Annotated in this window: 20 protein-coding genes and 1 pseudogene; all 21 read left to right on the top strand. The window is 38.4% G+C overall.

Annotation, left to right across the window (positions count from 1 at the left end):
- Positions 1-141 precede the first annotated feature (141 nt).
- The 21 genes and pseudogenes from PTQ21_RS17195 (at position 142) to PTQ21_RS17295 (ending at position 18,402) form a co-directional block, all read left to right on the top strand.
- Complete coding sequence (locus PTQ21_RS17195; protein WP_274566450.1) at positions 142-1,056, top strand: sugar phosphate isomerase/epimerase family protein; 915 nt, start codon at positions 142-144, stop codon at positions 1,054-1,056.
- Entirely contained in the window at positions 1,053-2,225 is a 1,173-nt protein-coding gene (locus PTQ21_RS17200; RefSeq protein ID WP_274566451.1) for a Gfo/Idh/MocA family protein, read from the top strand. The genes PTQ21_RS17195 and PTQ21_RS17200 overlap by 4 nt, the downstream gene beginning before the upstream one ends.
- Positions 2,226-2,319: 94 nt before the next feature.
- Entirely contained in the window at positions 2,320-3,417 is a 1,098-nt protein-coding gene (locus PTQ21_RS17205) for a Gfo/Idh/MocA family protein (protein ID WP_274566452.1), read from the top strand.
- Positions 3,418-3,620: 203 nt separating this feature from the next.
- Positions 3,621-4,127, top strand: coding sequence for a hypothetical protein (locus tag PTQ21_RS17210; protein WP_090805490.1), 507 nt, complete (start codon positions 3,621-3,623; stop codon positions 4,125-4,127).
- Between the two features lie 206 nt (positions 4,128-4,333).
- Positions 4,334-5,116 carry a nucleoside phosphorylase gene (locus tag PTQ21_RS17215; RefSeq protein ID WP_274566453.1) on the top strand — a complete coding sequence of 261 codons (783 nt, stop codon included), beginning with the start codon at positions 4,334-4,336 and terminating at the stop codon, positions 5,114-5,116.
- A gap of 264 nt (positions 5,117-5,380) precedes the next feature.
- Positions 5,381-6,034 (top strand): lysozyme inhibitor LprI family protein, encoded by a 654-nt coding sequence (locus PTQ21_RS17220; RefSeq protein WP_274566454.1) that lies wholly within the window; start codon positions 5,381-5,383, stop codon positions 6,032-6,034.
- A 240-nt stretch (positions 6,035-6,274) separates the two neighbouring features.
- Entirely contained in the window at positions 6,275-6,703 is a 429-nt protein-coding gene (locus PTQ21_RS17225; RefSeq protein WP_274566455.1) for an NUDIX hydrolase, read from the top strand.
- Between the two features lie 222 nt (positions 6,704-6,925).
- Complete coding sequence (locus PTQ21_RS17230) at positions 6,926-7,519, top strand: hypothetical protein (protein WP_274566456.1); 594 nt, start codon at positions 6,926-6,928, stop codon at positions 7,517-7,519.
- A 950-nt stretch (positions 7,520-8,469) separates the two neighbouring features.
- The gene (locus tag PTQ21_RS17235; RefSeq protein ID WP_095205943.1) at positions 8,470-9,405 is read left to right on the top strand and encodes an acetamidase/formamidase family protein; all 936 of its coding nucleotides are present in this window, start codon (positions 8,470-8,472) and stop codon (positions 9,403-9,405) included.
- Between the two features lie 167 nt (positions 9,406-9,572).
- Positions 9,573-10,124, top strand: coding sequence for a 2'-5' RNA ligase family protein (locus PTQ21_RS17240; RefSeq protein ID WP_274566458.1), 552 nt, complete (start codon positions 9,573-9,575; stop codon positions 10,122-10,124).
- Between the two features lie 181 nt (positions 10,125-10,305).
- Complete coding sequence (locus PTQ21_RS17245) at positions 10,306-10,872, top strand: histidine phosphatase family protein (protein WP_274566459.1); 567 nt, start codon at positions 10,306-10,308, stop codon at positions 10,870-10,872.
- Positions 10,873-11,295: 423 nt separating this feature from the next.
- Positions 11,296-11,496 (top strand): hypothetical protein, encoded by a 201-nt coding sequence (locus tag PTQ21_RS17250; RefSeq protein ID WP_274566460.1) that lies wholly within the window; start codon positions 11,296-11,298, stop codon positions 11,494-11,496.
- 273 nt (positions 11,497-11,769) lie between these two features.
- Positions 11,770-12,887, top strand: a pseudogene (locus PTQ21_RS17255) (DUF3626 domain-containing protein).
- A gap of 117 nt (positions 12,888-13,004) precedes the next feature.
- Positions 13,005-13,520, top strand: coding sequence for a phosphotransferase-like protein (locus tag PTQ21_RS17260; protein ID WP_274566461.1), 516 nt, complete (start codon positions 13,005-13,007; stop codon positions 13,518-13,520).
- 80 nt (positions 13,521-13,600) lie between these two features.
- Complete coding sequence (locus PTQ21_RS17265) at positions 13,601-14,221, top strand: zinc dependent phospholipase C family protein (RefSeq protein ID WP_274566462.1); 621 nt, start codon at positions 13,601-13,603, stop codon at positions 14,219-14,221.
- 280 nt (positions 14,222-14,501) lie between these two features.
- Positions 14,502-15,143, top strand: coding sequence for a DEAD/DEAH box helicase family protein (locus PTQ21_RS17270; RefSeq protein ID WP_274566463.1), 642 nt, complete (start codon positions 14,502-14,504; stop codon positions 15,141-15,143).
- A gap of 239 nt (positions 15,144-15,382) precedes the next feature.
- Positions 15,383-16,129: a class I SAM-dependent methyltransferase gene (locus PTQ21_RS17275; protein WP_274566464.1), complete on the top strand. Its 747-nt coding sequence runs from the start codon at positions 15,383-15,385 to the stop codon at positions 16,127-16,129.
- Between the two features lie 17 nt (positions 16,130-16,146).
- Positions 16,147-16,548 (top strand): GNAT family N-acetyltransferase, encoded by a 402-nt coding sequence (locus tag PTQ21_RS17280; RefSeq protein WP_274566465.1) that lies wholly within the window; start codon positions 16,147-16,149, stop codon positions 16,546-16,548.
- A 54-nt stretch (positions 16,549-16,602) separates the two neighbouring features.
- The gene (locus tag PTQ21_RS17285; RefSeq protein ID WP_274566466.1) at positions 16,603-17,148 is read left to right on the top strand and encodes a GNAT family N-acetyltransferase; all 546 of its coding nucleotides are present in this window, start codon (positions 16,603-16,605) and stop codon (positions 17,146-17,148) included.
- A 166-nt stretch (positions 17,149-17,314) separates the two neighbouring features.
- Entirely contained in the window at positions 17,315-17,758 is a 444-nt protein-coding gene (locus PTQ21_RS17290; protein ID WP_274566467.1) for an HD domain-containing protein, read from the top strand.
- Between the two features lie 113 nt (positions 17,759-17,871).
- Positions 17,872-18,402 carry a CHAP domain-containing protein gene (locus PTQ21_RS17295; protein WP_274566468.1) on the top strand — a complete coding sequence of 177 codons (531 nt, stop codon included), beginning with the start codon at positions 17,872-17,874 and terminating at the stop codon, positions 18,400-18,402.
- The last annotated feature ends 22 nt before the right edge of the window (positions 18,403-18,424 follow it).

Below are 18,424 nucleotides of genomic sequence, written 5' to 3' on the forward strand. Positions count from 1 at the left end.
TTATCTCTGAATGGGGAATATGGTCCGCTGTTTATCTGTCATTCATCTCTTCTCGTTGCCCCCTATGGTGGCCTTCGTATGAATGATACAATGCGTTTACAACAATAAATTGAATACGTTTACATAAGGAGATGAATGTTGATGAAATTGTCTGTATTCACTGTTGCCACACCGGACTTGACCGCAGAAGAATTGGCTTCTGCTGCAGCCGCAGCAGGCATTGAAGGGATCGAATGGAGATATCGTGGAATACCGGCGGATGCTTTGTCCGAAGAACCTTCTTATTGGAGACATAATCGTTGCTCGATAGATCCGGATCAATGGGAGGAACAGGTACCGGAATTTCGTGAAGCGGCAAAAAAGCATGGCAGACAGTCGATTGCATTGGTGCCATATCTGAGCTGTGGAGATCTGCTTGCCACGGAGCAAGCATTTCAAACTGCACAAGCCTTAGGAGCATCCATAATGCGTGTTGGGGTTCCCGGTTATGATCGCAAAACCAGCTATCCTGAATTATACAAACAAGCTGTGCATTATCTGAACGAGGTTCAAGAGATGGCCCAACAGTATAAGGTAAAAGCTGTAGTAGAAACCCATCATCAAACGATTGCCCCCACTGCATCACTAGCTTATCGGCTCGTGCAATCGCTGGATTCACAGCATGTAGGGGTGTTGTACGATCCAGGCAACATGGTGCATGAAGGATATGAGAACCATCGTATGGGACTGGAATTACTGGGACCTTATCTGGCACATGTGCATGTGAAGAATGCGGCTTGGTTCAAGGATGAATCAAACAAGAATTCGAATTCCAGTGTGAATGAACAAAATACAGAAATCTTGCTAACATCAAACTGGCATTGTCAGTGGGCCCCCTTGACTGAAGGCGTGGTGAACTGGTTGCAAGTATTCCGTGACCTTAAATCCGTTGGGTATGATGGATATTACGGGATTGAGGATTTTAGTGGGGTCTTGCAATCGAAGGCGATGTTACAGCATTTTGCAGATGTTTTTGCCGAAATTGAACGTCGTGTGGACGAGGAGGTACAGGTATGAGTTTGGTTCGAGTAGCCGTTATTGGAATTGGGAATATGGGTGCAGCCCATGCCAGAACGTTGGTAGCAGGAGAGGTACCTGGTGCAGAACTGGTGGCTGTGTGTGATGTGAGACAAGAAATGGAGAGCTGGGTATCCAGCAATCTTCCGGCTTCAGTCACCTATTGGCAGGATGCGGAGCAGATGATGTCATCAGGGACGATTGATGCGGTAATTATAGCAACCCCGCATTATGACCATCCCGAAAAGGCCATTCAGGCTTTTCAGAATGGTTTGCATGTCATGATTGAGAAACCTGCCGGAGTATACACCAAACAGGTACGCAAGATGAATGAAGCCGCGGCTACCAGCGGCAAAGTGTTTTCCATGATGTATAACCAGCGAACCAACCCTTTATATATCAAACTAAAAGATCTAATTGCCTCGGGAGAACTGGGTGAGGTACGGCGTACCAACTGGATTATTACGAACTGGTATCGCTCTCAGAGCTATTATGATTCAGGCGGCTGGCGGGCAACGTGGGCTGGTGAAGGGGGCGGTGTCCTGATCAACCAAGACCCTCATCAACTGGACCTATGGCAATGGACCATCGGCATGATGCCGGTGCGTATGCGTGCCTTCTGTTCATTCGGCAAATACCGGAACATTGAAGTAGAAGATGATGTAACGGCATATGTCGAGTATGAAAATGGAGCAACAGGTGTATTTGTGACCACGACAGGTGAAGCACCAGGCACCAACCGGTTCGAGGTCAACGGGGATCGCGGCAAAATTGTCATTGAAGATGGTCAGTTAACCTTCTGGCGTCTTCGTGAACCCGAGCCTGAATTCAATCAGAGATTTACCGGAGGATTTGGACAGCCGGAATGCTGGAAATGCGAGGTGCCGATTACAGGTGTGGAAACCGGACATCCTGGCCTGATTCGCAACTGGATCGATGCCATCCTGAACGGGACACCGCTCATTGCTCCGGGAGAAGAGGGTATCCATGGTTTAACATTGTCCAATGCCATGCTGTTGTCAACCTGGACGGATAACTGGGTAGATCTGCCGATCAATGAGAATTTGTTCTATGAGCATTTGCAGCAGCGGATTGCCAGTTCAAATACAAAGAAAGACAAGGCAGAGAGTGGCAGTCAACCTGCTGATCTGTCAAAGACATTTAAGTAAGTGGAACTTATACACCAGGCTGAACTTAAGGCGTGTACAGGATAACTGAACCGATAAACGGAAAATCCAATTGAATTGGAAAGGTGGAGAAGGTATGGCTAAAGACGGCATGTTTTATGCACCAAAGAGTCTGAAAAAAGAGATCGTATGCGGTCCAGGTGAGTTTACCATTGCTGCTGTAGCGTTGGACCATGGACATATCTACGGTATGGTTGGCGGGCTGGTGGAGGCTGGGGCAACGCTCAAATGGGTATATGATCCTGACCCAGCTAAAGTCGAGGCTTTTCGGAAACAGTTCCCGCAGGCACAGATCGCGGCATCTGAAGCGGAGGTACTTGCTGATGATGAAGTGCAGCTCGTAGCCGGAGCAGCCATTACATCGGAGCGTGCGCCACTCGGCATGAGAGTCATGGCCGCAGGCAAAGATTATTTTACGGACAAAGCTCCTTTTACTACACTGGATCAACTGGCCTTTGCGCGTGAAGAGGTTAAACGCACTGGGAAGAAGTATATGGTCTATTACAGTGAGCGTCTGCACGTGGAAAGTGCGATCTATGCCGGACAACTGATCGAACAGGGAGCGATCGGCAAGGTTATACAGGTTATGGGGACAGGACCGCATCGATTGAATGCGGGTGGTCGGCCTGAATGGTTCTTCCAGCATGAAAAGTATGGCGGCATCCTCTGTGATATTGGAAGTCATCAGATCGAGCAGTTTCTGACCTTTGCTTCATGTACCGATGCAGAAGTGGCCTTCAGTCGGGTGAACAATTTCAATCATCCACAATTCCCAGAACTAGAGGACTTTGGCGAAGCATCACTTATCGGCAACAACGGGGCTTCCGGTTACTTCCGCGTAGACTGGTTTACACCGGATGGTCTGGGTACATGGGGCGATGGGCGAACGGTTATTTTGGGAACGGACGGATACATTGAGCTGCGTAAGTATATCGACGTGGCCAGAGAGCCTGAGGGTGATCAGGTGTACCTGGTTAACCATGAAGGGGAATACCGTTATAGCGTCAAAGGAAAGGTTGGTTATCCATTCTTCGGTGAACTGATCCGGGATTGTCTGGATCGAACAGAGAATGCGATGACACAGGAGCATGCGTTTAAAGCGGCAGAACTCTGCTTAATTGCACAGCATAAGGCAATGAGTGAGAGAGTGGTAAGGAGCAGTGGTGGGAAGTAAAGGGTTTTATTTAAGATAGTAATAGAATATGTAGGTGGAGAGCGGCCTGATGTAAAGGCCGCTCTTTTGTTTGTTGTAGTACCTTCGCAAATGGAACAATATGGTTTATTATGTATGTAGTTCAGAAATTGGCTTGATTGTGTGTTGTTTATGAAGTACATAAATTAGATGTTAAGTGAAATTACTGAAGAGAGGCAAAGTACTTGATTTTAGAATATTTAGATAAATATGCTCAGAAGGCTTATCGAGAGGTTACTTCAATAATAACTTGTCCAACTTTTTTGTTTTCTAGTGACCCTAATCTAACCAGAAATGAAGCAAATTATAATTACGTGTACATCCATGGATTCAATAGACTTATAAAGAATAATAGAATATCATCAGATCAATTGATTGAAGTGTTTTCTTTTCTTGAGAAAGAAATTGAGATATACCTTATGAAGCACTACACAGGTAAAAATTTTATGTATTACTTGAAGGCGGATGCTCTAGTCCCGGCATTTACAATAACAATTGTATCGCATTATGAAGATAAGGAGGTGCAAGAAAGTGTATCTTTATTTGAATTAATTGATTGGTACAAAGAAAATGCATGTTTTGATGGATTGGAGATAATTGCGAGACAGATAAGTGATGAAAGTAAAGAAGCAGAGTCTAAAGGAGCTTTTCCGGATTCAGTAAAAACATATACAAAGACAATTAATACCTAGACAGCAATTCAAAGAGGTTCGTAACTCCACTTAACATAATATTCACACATCGGGCATACGCCCTCGGTGCGGCTGAGGGATTTCAGGGAAGCAGGAGCAGGCGGACACTTCCGACTCCGTCGGACGTCGTGAATACAGGAATGTTATATGTAATAGCTGCAAAGAAATAATAAAAAAAATTTAAATTACTTTGGAGGTAAGTCGAGATGGAAAGCAGAAAAATCGATAGTAATGAATTCCCGATATTGGAATTTGATGAATCGCGAGTTGCAATAATAGAAGCAACTAATTTTATTAAGCCAAAAGAAGAATTTGAATACTGTGTAATAACATTTTTTCGAGATGTAATTGAAAAAATGAAAACGGAGGGAAAGTTGAAAGAAGTTGCATCTCTACATTGCGAGACTGTAGATTTGCCAATATATGAAACATATTATCAAGGAAAAAAAGTACATATTACTTTGGGGTATTTAGGATCTGCAGGTTCAGCAGGATTCTTAGAAGAACTGATAGCCTATGGTTTTCAGAAATTTATAGTATGTGGTGGTGCAGGTGTATTACAAAAAGACATTGCTGTTGGACATGTAATAGTACCAGTTTCGGCAGTGAGAGATGAAGGAGTATCATACCATTACATTAAGCCATCAAGAGAAGTTGAATGTAATCTAGAGGTATTAAAATTCATAGAGGACGATTTTAATATACATAATATAAGGTATATTAAGGCCAAAACTTGGACGACAGATTCATTTTATAGAGAGACTAAAGAAAAGGTTGAGTTGCGGAAAGCAGAAGGGTGTATAACTGTAGAAATGGAAGCAGCAGCATTTATGGCTGTCTCACAATTTAGAAATGTAAAATTAGGTGTTATCTTGTATGGCGGTGATGATTTAAGTGGTGTCGAATGGGATAGTCGAAGTTGGAATAGCAAATCAGAAATAAGAGAAAACCTTGTTCAAATATCAATGCGGATATGCAGTTCTTTATAACTGAAATAGCTATAATCCATTTATTAATGCATTTATTAAAAGGGAAATGCTAAATAGACAACACCGTATTCACGCTGCGGCCCCTGATGGGTCTTTGGTCTGCAAGGCGCATTTCGGAGAAGTGGATTCAGCAGACAACCCTGCGAGGCTAAGTGGCTGAGCCACCCGGTCTTAGCGGACCTTAAGCCTCTCGGGTTCGTGAATACAACAACGTTATGCGCCATTACCGGTAAATATTAAAGATAATCTTTAAGGAGATAATTTATGAAAGGTAAGATACTCTTCTTATTTTTTATTACGATAATGTTTTCATCTTGTCAAAATATTAGTCAATCGACTACTTTGAATAGCGAAACTAAATCAATAATGAATTCTGAACTGCCTCCTGATGTAGAGAGTAAAGGTAATGGAACAGAATCGAAAGAAATAACTGAAGGTCGATCAGAGCCTTCTAACAATGAAGTGTTATCCATGAGAATTGGGAACTACGATTTGAAAGGAGAATTTTATGATGAAATGCTTCGAAATCCTATAGATCATGATTATGAAGTAGAATTTAATGAATTTCAAAATTCCAAAGAGATTATTACAACAATGGGATGGGGATCGTTGGAAAGCAAATATACAGAAATTTGGGATAAAGAGTTGAATCAAATATATAAAAAGCTTCTTTCTAAGTTGGATAGAGAACCAAGAGAAGCACTAATCGAATCGCAGAAAGAATGGTTACAGTATCACTTAAGGGAAACAACATTTGTAGAGAAGACATTTATTAATAATGGTTACCTTGGATCAAAAGGATCGGTAAGCCTAGGCACGGTTATACGGGAGAGGATTAGGGAAAGAACAATGCAATTATTTGAATATCGATATTTGCTAGATAGTGAAGTTGAGTTTTTATACCAAAGTAAAAAATAGAGTGGGAATCTTGATCAAAGGTTTCTAGGTGATGCTTAGGAGACAGTAACGGCGCATAACAATATATTCATGTTGCGGGGATATCACTCCTTGGCTGCCAGATGTATAATCATGGAAGAACACTCAGACAACAAACGAGCCAGCCTAAGATAAGAGCTATCTAAGGCTGGGTCGTTTCGTGAATACAAGAGCGTTATGTGAAAGATATTCAGATCTAAATCAGAAGGGAAGTCAAACATAATGATCAGAGTCGATGTAGCTTATTCCTTAATTACTGACCCAACCAATTCCAAAATATTAATGGTAAGGAATGTAGATGATTCTAGTGACCGATGGTCACTTCCAGGCGGCGCTGTTGAAAGAGAAGAATCATTAGACCAAGCAGCAATAAGGGAAGCTAAAGAAGAAACTGGACTAGATATTAAAGTTCATGGAATAGTGGCAGTAAATGAATGTAAATTTCCGGAAAAAGAAGAACATGTAATATTTATAACATTTAAAGGTGAGGTAATCGGTGGGAATGAAGAAATAGTTAGACCTAATGAAATTTCTGAAATAGCTTGGATTGATATAGAGAGGGCTGAACAATTGATGCCTTACTATAAAGATGGAATAAGAAGATTAATAGATGGATATGAAATAACATATTTTAACGAAGGCAATAAGTAATTTTGTTAGTTGTTCGAAACGGCATATCCTCCATATAATAAAATATTCACCTGCGGGCCATTCGTCCCTTGATCTGTTCCAGGAGTGTTTTCGAGGAAGAAGAATCGGGCAGATACATCCATTCCCTTAAGATAAGAGCTATCTAAGGGGAATGGACGTCATGAATACAGAAACATTAGCTAGAATTCCAGCAATTATTTATTTAGAGGTGTAAATTCAGAGATGTCTTATACAAAACCTGTTATTAGAGAACCATATTATGATTGTCCAAAATGGTTTGACAATGATGTGCATCGTTCAGAGTTACTAACGCTTTCGGGCAAGTGCACATCTTCTGAAGTTGAACTCTTTTTAATACATTTATTTGGATATTGCAATATAAATATAGATCAATCAATGGAAGACACTTTCAATGAACTATTTGCAAATGACTCTGTAGCTATTTTGGGTGGTGTTGCTTTTTATGAAAGTGAAGAAAAATTTATTATGCCAAGTTGTTGCTGTGGTCTAGAACAATTTAGGGAGATTTATAATTCTATTCTTAATAGAGAGAGTCCTTGGCTTGGACATGATCCCTCACCGGGAATAACTTATAAGGGTAACATGGCCATCGTCTGGTCTGATGATCCAGATTCTAGTGATAGATCGGACGTTTTCCATATTGATTTTGAGTTTGAAGAAATTTTATCTTGTCTTGAGAAATCCAAATATGATTTGAAAGATTTCATTGATAAGCGACTTTTTGAATGGATTTATCGAAGAGATCGAGATACAGCTAAAAAAATGAAAGATAGAATGTATGAGTGGTTTCTTTAGGAAATGTGATTATTAGTATTTCTAAGAAGGCAGGAACATCAGCTAACATTATATTCATGCCGCGGCTCGGCTGTAGCCGAACCTTGATCCGTCATAATGTTTTGACAGAGAAGCAGAATCAGGCGGATAACCCTGCGAACCTTAAGGCAGCTGAAGCTGCCTTAAGGTTCGCAGGGTTCATGAATACAGAAACGTTATCGGAAAATACGCAAATATATAATTTAATATCAAAGAAGGCTAAACCATCTGATAACACGATATTCAAGCTTCGGGGCATTTGCCCCTCGGTCCGGCAGAAGTTAGAGGAATATTCGGGGCTAGTTTTTCAGTAGCAAGGAAGTGGAATCAGCCGGACACATCCAATCGATTAAGTGCGCTGATGTGTACCCGGCAGCTTTGCTGTCTAAAGTCGATAGGACGTCGTGAATACCCGAACCATATACGAAACACTTCGAAAGCGGGAATAACATGAAAACAAATAAGGCAATGAAGAATTTATTGGATGAGTTATCTCAATCAAATAAATTCATAAATTCGGATTTATTAAATCCCAATTTTATTGAATGGGATAATTGTATCTTGATTCTAAGTTCTACAATCCAAGGAGAAGATGTGGTAATTAGATTCTATCAATCAATCTAGGGATAATGAACCTGAGTGGATTAATCTAAACGATCTTGAAGGATATTAAGAAGAAGCAATTTTAGTAATTGAGATTCTGAATGTAATTCAATGATGAGAAGTGCTTCGTATAACAAAATATTAAGTTTCGCGCCATTCGGCCTTTGATACGGCAGATGCATTTCGGGGAAATGAAAGCAGTCGGACACATCTTCACCGACTAACTGCTTCGCGGCCAGCTCCTGACGGAGACTTAAGTCGGTGACGTCGCGAATACGAAACGTTATACAAAATTGGCATAAAGATAATACCGCATTGGAGGCGATATTATGGTGGTACACAAAATTGAATTATCCCAAGAAATATTAATTGGTTCATTTACTAAAGAAGTAACTCCAATCATTTCAGTGTCATCTGGTGATTCCATATGTTTTGAAACATTAGACGCAGGTTGGGGTACTGGGAGAAGTAATAGTGAGAGAAGGAAACCATTTTCAAGAAAAGAAAAAATTGATGGAGGCCACGCCTTGGTGGGACCTATTTATATTGAAGGTGCTAAGAAAGGCATGACTTTAGAGATTGAGTTTAATGATATTATACCTGGGCAATATGGTTTTACTGCTGCAGGTCAATATCCTAATTGGCAAAACCAGAAGTTACATTTGACCGAATTTAAGGAAATTAGCCTTGATTGGAAACTCGATAATAAATCCATGGTGGGAGTATGTGAAATCAACGGCAACTCCTTCTCGGTTTCATTACGACCTTTCATGGGCGTTATTGGAATGCCTCCAGATGACATAGGAATTCACTCTACTTGGCCGCCACGATATTGTGGTGGAAATATTGATTGTAAAGAGCTTGTGAAAGGCAGCAAATTGTATCTTCCTATTTCTGTCGATGGGGGTTACCTTGCTATTGGAGATGGTCATGCTTTGCAAGGGGATGGAGAAATCAGTTGCCAGGCTATTGAATGTCCGATGGAAGTTGTTGATATAACTGTAAATTTGATTGAAGGCATAGATTTGTTAAACCCCCGAGCTAATACTCCCGCAGGGTGGATTACTTTTGGGTTTCATGAAGATCTTAATGAAGCAACCGTTCAAGCTTTAGATGGAATGCTTACCTTGATGGGTGAGTTGTATGGTTTAAATCGTGTTGAAGCTATTGCTTTAGGGAGTTCTGTTGTTGATCTACGTATAACGCAAATTGTAAATGGGGTTAAAGGGGTACATGCCTGTCTCCCACATGGAATTTTGAAGTGATTCGAATGCAGCTCAGTACCTGAAATAAAGAAAACACATATGAATATCTTTCATGATTTTAATGTTTAGTGGTCTCAACTCATCATTAAGGAGAACCAAGCAAAAATGTAAGATTAGTCATACGATTTTCCAATGAATAAGAATACAAAAGAAAGGATGTGGTTCGTTTGTTTGCTGTAGAATTATTCTTCAACAAAGAATTCGATGAGTACGTCAGAAAAGTATGGATGCACTTTGACAAAAAGGGAATCAGTTATTTTATGAATAGATTCGAGAACTTAAGTCCTCATATAACACTTGCCGTATATACGGATATTTCCGATTTGAAAGGATTTAAAGAACAACTGGAAATCTATTTTGATAATGTTTCTCCTCTTCGTTTACGATTTGATATCGTAGCTACCTTTCCGACCTCGGGAACGATATTTTTAGCTCCAACCATGACGGAGGAACTTCAACGTTTACATAAGGATTATTATAATAAGTTAGACAAATATAATAATCAAGCGAGTATATATTATAGTCCAGATCAATGGAATCCACATTGTACCCTGGGAACACAATTAAGTAGAGAAGCGATAGCTAAGGGAATTCATGATGTAGTAAAGGAATTTGAACCTATGGATGGGATCATAGAAAGAATGAGTTTAGTGAAGATTGAGCTGTCAGAAGTAGGGAACAGGAATATAACCATATTTGAACAATCTTTTGAAAGTTAATTCAAAGAGGTCAGTTACTGCGTATAACATTATATTCACGCTGCGGGTATTCGCCCTGGTTCCGAAAGGAGTCGGAGCATACGCTGGGTAGTAAAACACAAGTGAATGGACGTCGCGAATATATCAACTTTATGTGAAATCATAGTGTGATATTTAATGAAAGCATCTAAAGGAGGCTTGTATGAAGACAATTATCTATATGGTTAGGCATGGAGAATCACCATACAACGAAGGAAATGAAAGAACAAGAGGGCTTACCCCAAAAGGAAAGATCGATATTGAAAAAGTAACGAAGTTACTTATAGGTGAAGGAATAGACATGATTATATCAAGTCCTTATACTCGAGCAATTCTGAGTGTTGAAGGATTGGCCAAGCACTTAAAGTTAGATATTAAAGCATTTGAAGATCTTAGAGAACGACATTTTGCATCTTATAATATTGAAAATGCAGAGTTAATGTCTAGTATCAGAGAGAGTTTTAATGATTTTGATTATACCTTGCCGGGTGGAGAGTCCAATGCTGATTGTCAGAAAAGAGCACTCTCAGTTCTAAAACCCTTACTAAAAGAGAACAGAGGGAAGAAAATAGCAATCGGGACTCATGGTCTTGTGATGACTTTGATGATGAATCATTTTGATTCAGCTTTTGGTTTGGAGTTTTTGAATCAATTAAAGAAACCAGATATTTATAAAATGCAATTCGAGGACTTAGAATTAGAAGAAGTAACAAGAATGTGGAATGATTAGATTTCCTAAGGTATATAAAGAAAAATGTGACATTACATGTCAGAGTATTCACGCTGCCTTGGTCTTGCTGGAAGCAATTCGGTGAAGTGTGAGCAGGAAGACAACACTGAGAGGCAAACTGAGCAAGCGCAGCCGGATTTTTTGGTCCTTAAGCCTCTCGGCGTCGTGAGTACAGGAACGTTAGATGAAAGCATCCAAATAAAATAAAAACATCTAAGAAGAGTAAAAAGAAAAAATGATAAAATCTATTAGTATTGATGCATGGAATGGGACCACATTTAAGGAAGAAGTCATTGTGAATCCTACATGGACGGACACTTTAAGTTTTTTAAGAAAACTCGATGGAGATAAATTTACATTAGTATTTTTTGAGGTATCAGACACCGATTCAGCATTAGTTGGGGGCGACCTGAATATTTCATTGTGTCTATTACAATTGATGATACTATATATACTCTTATGAACGATAAACAGGATAACTGTGAAATTCCCCTGGTTGTTGGTGGTCAGTTAGGCAATTATTGTGATAACATTTGTATAGAATTAATTCCCATGCTTGAAGCCATAAAGTATTTTTATGAAACCGGAAAACTGCTCGAATTACATAAATGGAAACAAGAATAAAATTACTCTGAATGTAACTCGAAGAAATGAGTGACATCATCTAATGGGCAGCAGGGTTCGTGGTCCGGAAGAGCAGATTCACCGGACACTTTCAACCTGCTAATTGGCAAAGCCACCTGTCACTAATTGCCTAAAGCCACTTAAACATTGCGACTTAAAAAAACTGCGAACGCTTACATAAAGGCTATGAAATTATGCGTTACTGCAGGGAATGATGATGCTCCTAATAGCCTTGTTTTTAAAAGTAGGTTGAGGTCTTAATTTTAGAAAAGGATGGTGTTTCTTGTGTCGAACAACAGACAACTTACAAGATCTCAGAACGCAGCGATTGAATATATAAGTAATGACGCAAGATCCCAAAAAAGAGAAGCTCAAGCATCACTCAAAGAAATTTTTCGTTTTTCGAATATTCCTTGGAATACCTTTGAAGAAGCAGTTCATAAGATTAAATCCCATGCAAGGGTGGCTTTGCATTTTCATCCGGATCGTCCGGTTTTAGATATGAAAAGTGTAGCTCAATCTTTATTAGAGCAGGGAATCTATAAAAGTCAGTTCGAGACTTTCATATCCAATGGGAGCGTATCTGCATACGTAGGTGGTGCAAGAGATCTTTGGGAGGAAGAACTATTTGGCGGAGCATATCAGTTAGAAGGTGCAACCAACTTTGAACGGCCAAAGTATGGTGCTCTTCATTTGTTGTTACATCCGGATGGACCGTCTCCACGATTCGGCTCTTGTTATTTTCTTTTAAAACCGAATGCTTCATATCGCTGTACGTTCACTTACGGTGGCTCTCAAGATGCTCCAAAGGAAAAGGGGACGTATGAGGAATTAGACGATATTTTATCTGCGCTTTTTACGGATGCTTTCTTTCGGGATTATGCTATTGGAGAAAGAGAGCTTACTCCTAAAAAATTGATAGATCAGCTATTGTACAATCTGGAACGTCCGTTAGAGGATCCGTCAAAAATGGCCCCACATCGGAATCTTAACCATTTTATCGAAACTCAAATTCATGGATATATATATCTTGAAGATGATGTGGAAATTTTAGTAGCTGACCCATCGTTCAAAGGAACGGAAATAGGGAATTATTTAGAGCAAATCTGCATCAAATATTCCATTGAACTATTTTGGCATATGGGATTTGCGATGCGTGCAGAGGAAGTGCCCTCTGATTTTAGGGTCCAAACATGCCATCATTAGCGAAGCGAATTGCAAGGAATGGTCACATCGACGTAAGTGTGATCGGGAATGCTGTCAACGATTTGAAATGCAATCCTGATCTTTGGTCTGACAGAGGTAATTACGAAGAAGTGCTTCAGGAATTAAAATACATGTGGCATATACTCGTTCGATATGGTAAATCGATTGCTGACCAGAGTAATTAATTTTTACTGGAAATACTGGTTGAATCAGTGAAGGCGGGGTTCGGAAGTACATTTTTAGTGGAGATCATAAGAATCATAGACACTTTAAATATAACTCGTGCAAAGGAAGATAAGAAAATGGATAAAGGGAAAATTATATTTTTGAATGGCGTAACCAGTTCAGGTAAAACTTCAATCGTAGAAGCGATGCAAAATTACGATGAACCCTTTTTTTATGTTGTGGCCAATGATCTTTTTGAAAATACGATTGGTGATAAACATTTGCAAACAGACTACTGGAAGTATTTAAGTGAAGCGATCATGATAATGTATCATACAGCAAAATTATTTTCGGATCATGGAAAGAATGTTTTAATCGATGGGATAATTGTTGAAAGACCGGAATTAAAGCCGCATTATGATAAAGTCCAAGATATATTTGATGGATATCCTTTGGATATCGTTGAGGTGTACTGCCCATTAGTTCTTTGTCGTAAGCGAAATATAGAACGTGGTGACAGAAGAGAAGATCAATCCGATGAGCAAAATAAAATAATGTCCCAACACATTCACTATAGTTTTTCAGTCGATACGAGTTTGAATACGCCGGAAGAATGTGCAGAAATGATTATCACATCAGTATTTAAAAAATAATTTAATGATTGAAAATATCAGTTCAAGGAAGCAGAATCAGGTAAACAGACTTCAAACTTTCATTAAGGGGAGGAAGAAGTATGGGTTCAAGAATAATGCATCTGATTGTGGCAAATAGAATCGCAAATTCCTTATCTATAGTAGATAAAACGCCTTTTTTACTTGGAAATATTGCACCGGATGCTGTTACAACAAAAGATTCATCACATTTTTTTGCTGGTGAAATTCAGGATTATTCAAGGAACGTAGACTATAAAGGATTTTTACATAAGTATCGATCACAGGCAGAAGACCTTTATGTTCTAGGTTATTTCACACATTTAATTGCAGATGATATATGGTTGAAAGGTTTTAATTTACCTTGGTTAAGGAACAGAATGGAAGCTAATAAGGAATTATATAAACATTATCATAACGACTTTAGATTAATGAATGGGAAGTTGCTTGAACATTATGGATATAAAGAGGAATTAAGAAACAGGCTCAATCACATTCCAACAATACCGGATTTAGAGGAAGTTAAATCTACAGATGTCGAAAAGTTTGTGCCATATGTATCTGACGATTTGAATTATGACAAAGAAATTTTAAATGAAACCCTTAATGTTTTTACTTTTGAGCAGATCATTGGATACATAGAGACATCAGTCGATATGGGAATATTGAATATGAAGTATATAAAGATAAAGTACAATTTGTAAATAATTTTGTGAAGTCTGAGGTGTCCCTTAACAATGCATCCACGTATCGCACCCGCATGGTAGCTGTTCGATCTAAAGATATGAGAGCAAGTCAACCCGCAATGTCATGTGGCTCTAACGGACAGATTAATGGTAAATGAAGGAGTGAACTATAATTCACCGAATACTATTTAGGTATAAATAAGAAAAGGAGGATTATATTATGTGGTTTTGTTGTGTGTATAAAAAACCGATAAGAATCCGTAATCACCCTCAATATTAAAAATTGAGGAGAAATAAAATGAGAATAAATAACAATTATTTAAAAGAACAATTAAAGCATGTGTATTGGTTAAATGGTGGTTGTTGCGCGGGAAAGACAACGATGACAAAGAAATTTGTTGCAGAGTTAGGATTTCAAACATTGAGCGATAATGTCTTGAAGTATAGACCATTCACTAATTCGACTGAATATCCTGCTCTTCAATATCCCCATCCTGGTTTAAACTGGGAAGAGTGGTTTAATAGGCCTACTGATGTGTCTTTTCCATGGCTTTGTGAAATTGTTGTAGAAATGATGGAATTTTTCGTTATTGATTTATTAAAGATGCCAACGGATAAACCAATCATTATCGATTTAGGAATAATGCCTGAACACATTTTACCCTTTATTCCTAAAGAAAAAATGATGTGTCTTTATACATCTGATGATGAAATAGAAAAGCTATATTACTTTAGAGAAGACCATAAGATGATTTTGGATGTTATTAACCTTACATCAGATCCAGCGGAAACGATTAAACATGGCAACAAAACAATGGTGAAATTCTCCAATGAAATTAGAAATGCCTGCGTTAATAACAATATCAAAACACTTGAAAGAACACCTGACTTGGGTATAGAAGAACAATTCAGATTAGTTTGTGAGCATTTTGAATTATGATATGAGCATCTTTTGTTAATTTATATTTAATACGGGTCAGGCTACCGATATAAGGTAGCCTGTTTAAATAACGGGACATGTTTGAATTATGAGATTAGAGAAGAATTTCGTAAATTAATTTATTGTCCCAACAATTAAAACATAATATTTGTTGGTCAAGGAATGCTGACTGCAAGATCGTGCTTACAAAGGGCATTAGTAAAACGAATGAGCAGCGAACAAAAGAGGGGGTTATCAGGATGAACAAACACCGTGTTTATGAAACAAACAGCTCCTATTGGGATACGAAAGGAAATGACTTTTTAGGAGCAATCGTGCTTCCTTTTTATGGAGCATTTGTAACAGAGGAAAAATGCCAACTTTTTGGCGATGTCTCAGGAAAAAAGATGTTAGAGATCGGCTGTGGAGATGGTCAATCTTTGCAATATCAGGGAGAGCGTAAGGCTGCTGAACTATGGGGCATGGATATATCAGAAAATCAAATTGAAAAGGCGAAGCAACATCTGACAACGTGTGGTCTTTCAGCAAAATTAATTTGTTCTCCTATGGAAGAAGAATCTAACATCCCTGTGGATTATTTTGATTTTGTTTATTCGATTTACGCCATAGGCTGGACAACAGACCTAGAAGGTACCTTTTGTCGGATCGCTTCATATTTAAAAAAAGATGGCATATTTATTTTTAGTTGGTCTCATCCAATTCACAAATGTGTTGTTGAAGAGAATAATAGATTGGTTTTTAAAAAGTCTTATTTTGATGAATCTTGGTATTCGGTCGCTCCTGATTTTGTTCAAGGCGAGCTAACTTTGTCTGATCGTAAACTATCAACCTATATAAATGCGTTAGCGAAAGCAGGGTTTGTTATTGAACAAATGATTGAAGAAACCGAACAGGAAATAATCCAATTGCATGATGAAAATAATGATCTCGTAAAAAGAGCGAAGATGTTTCCTGTAACCTTCGTTATCAAAGCAAGAAAACTTTGAGTCTATGGGGGTTACTCATGTTAACGATAAAATTACATACAGAGAAACCGATTCTACAATCTGAACTAATGGGTCTTTATCAAGATGCTGGTTGGTGGCCTAACCGAGATGAGAATGGAATATTACAGCTACTTGTTAGTGGTGTTGCAGTAGGAGCTTGGAAAGATGATATATTAGTTGGTTTCTGTAGGTCTATTTCAGACGGAATATATCGGGCTTATGTAGAAGATGTTGTTGTATTAAGTATGTACAGAAATAAAGGAATAGGAGAACTAATGGTCAAAAGACTTTTAGATGAGTTAAAAGATATTGACGTTATTAGTTTGTTTTGTACAGAGGATTTGGGTGGTTTTTACGAATTGTCAGGTTTTAAACGGACAAAGCAAATTGTAATGCATTATAAGAATCAAGGGAATTAAAATATTTATTCAAAGAAGATGGGTACTTACTTAGGAATAAGGGAGAATGCGACAATGTTTAAATACGAAATGGATGATTCTTCTTATTTATCGCTATTGAAAATTAAAGATGCAGAACAATTATATAATTTGATTAACAGTAATAGGGAGCATATAGGTGAGTGGCTGAAGTTTCCTAGTATTACTGTAGAAGCGGATGATTCAAAAACCTTTATAGAAAGAACACGGATAAGATATGCCAAGGAAGAAGGTTACTGGTTAGGAATATGGAGTGAGGATAAACTTGTGGGTTCTGTTGGTTACTTATATTTAGATCAAGAGAACAAAAAAACTGAAATTGGATATTGGCTAGGTAAAGAATATGAGGGTAAGGGATTAATTACTAAATCTATTAAAGTATTAATAAATCATGCTTTTGACGAACTGAAATTAAATAAAATTGAAATAGGAGTAGCTACAAACAATTTAAAGAGCCGTGCAATTCCTGAGAAATTAGGGTTTAAACGTGAAGGTGAACTAAGAGATTACGAGTATATCAATGGAAGGTTTCTAGATAGAATAATCTATGGATTGAAAGCCAATGAATGGATATTGGATTAGTACTTTTTATAGAAAGTATATGATATCATCCGAGATTAAACTTTTTACAGCGGTGCTTATGCCCCTTTTCATTCAATGAACAATCAGGGAAGTTGACTCTGACGACATGCGAGCCGACCTTAGATAGTAGCTATCTAAATCTAATATAGTGACAGGAGGCGAAAGTTTGATTTCACATAAAAAGCTTAAACGGGTTGAACTTGTTCGTACTCTTGTTCTTGAAACGCTACATACTATAGAGAAAACCTCCAAGAATGAAGAAGCATTGTTTAATCTTTTCGGGGTTTCTAGCTTGGCTTCTTTACTTGCCATACGAAGAGAACAAAATTCGGAAATTGCTGCGATCGCAGGGTTGCTCCATGATTTTTATTTCTATAAAACCGGCATAAAATACTTCCCTGGCCTTAACAGTGCAGATTCGGTAAGACCGATTTTGCGTAGCACCCAAATCTTTACCAACGAAGAGCTAAATGTCATTCTTCGATCGATCTTTTATCAAAACGATAAACATCAGGTCCATGGACCATATGAAGAAATTATTAAAGATGCCATACTTATACAGATGTACGTTCAGAATCCGGAGGAGAGTTTTTTTCTGATATTGAGATAAATAGATTACAAAAAGGTCTTGTTGAATTAGGGATTCCAATAGAACACGTAGAGGCAAAGCACAAGATTAACAGAGAAACGATAATCAAAGGAACTGAAGATAGACGTCTTAAGTTGGCTGAAATTGCGGAAACGCTTGCAGTTCAAAGGGTTATGGGAATTCCAGAGGATGAAGGCTATCGGGAAATATGCAAGTACTGGCCTGACTCGGATATCTATAAAGTACTGGAATCAAATTGGTGTGCCGCATTCGTATATCATTGCTGTATGCAGGCTGGCATCATACTCCCTATTCGATACCCGAATCACAGTTATCGATTAGCTGGGGTTGGCGCCTGGTTAGATTGGGCTCAGCTACCTGAAACAAATTTTTTATATCAAGATGGATACCAGGGTTTTAAACCAAAGCGTGGCGATATTGTCATTTTTGAAAAGCTTCTATCCGATAATTCTCATGATCATATTGGAATTGTTTTGGCATGTGAGGGAAACCGATTATTGGTTGCAGAAGGTAACAAAGACAATAAAAACTTCTCCAGCGTTGTTTACAGGAATAGAGAACATTGTATTTACGGATATATACGTATAGACAACAGCTATCAATTTCATTTTGAAGGGGATATATACCAATTGTTTCTAAATTGAGTAAAAAACTTTAAAACCGAAG

It is taken from the genome of Paenibacillus marchantiae, from assembly GCF_028771845.1.
GTDB classification, from domain to species: Bacteria; Bacillota; Bacilli; order Paenibacillales; family Paenibacillaceae; genus Paenibacillus; species Paenibacillus marchantiae.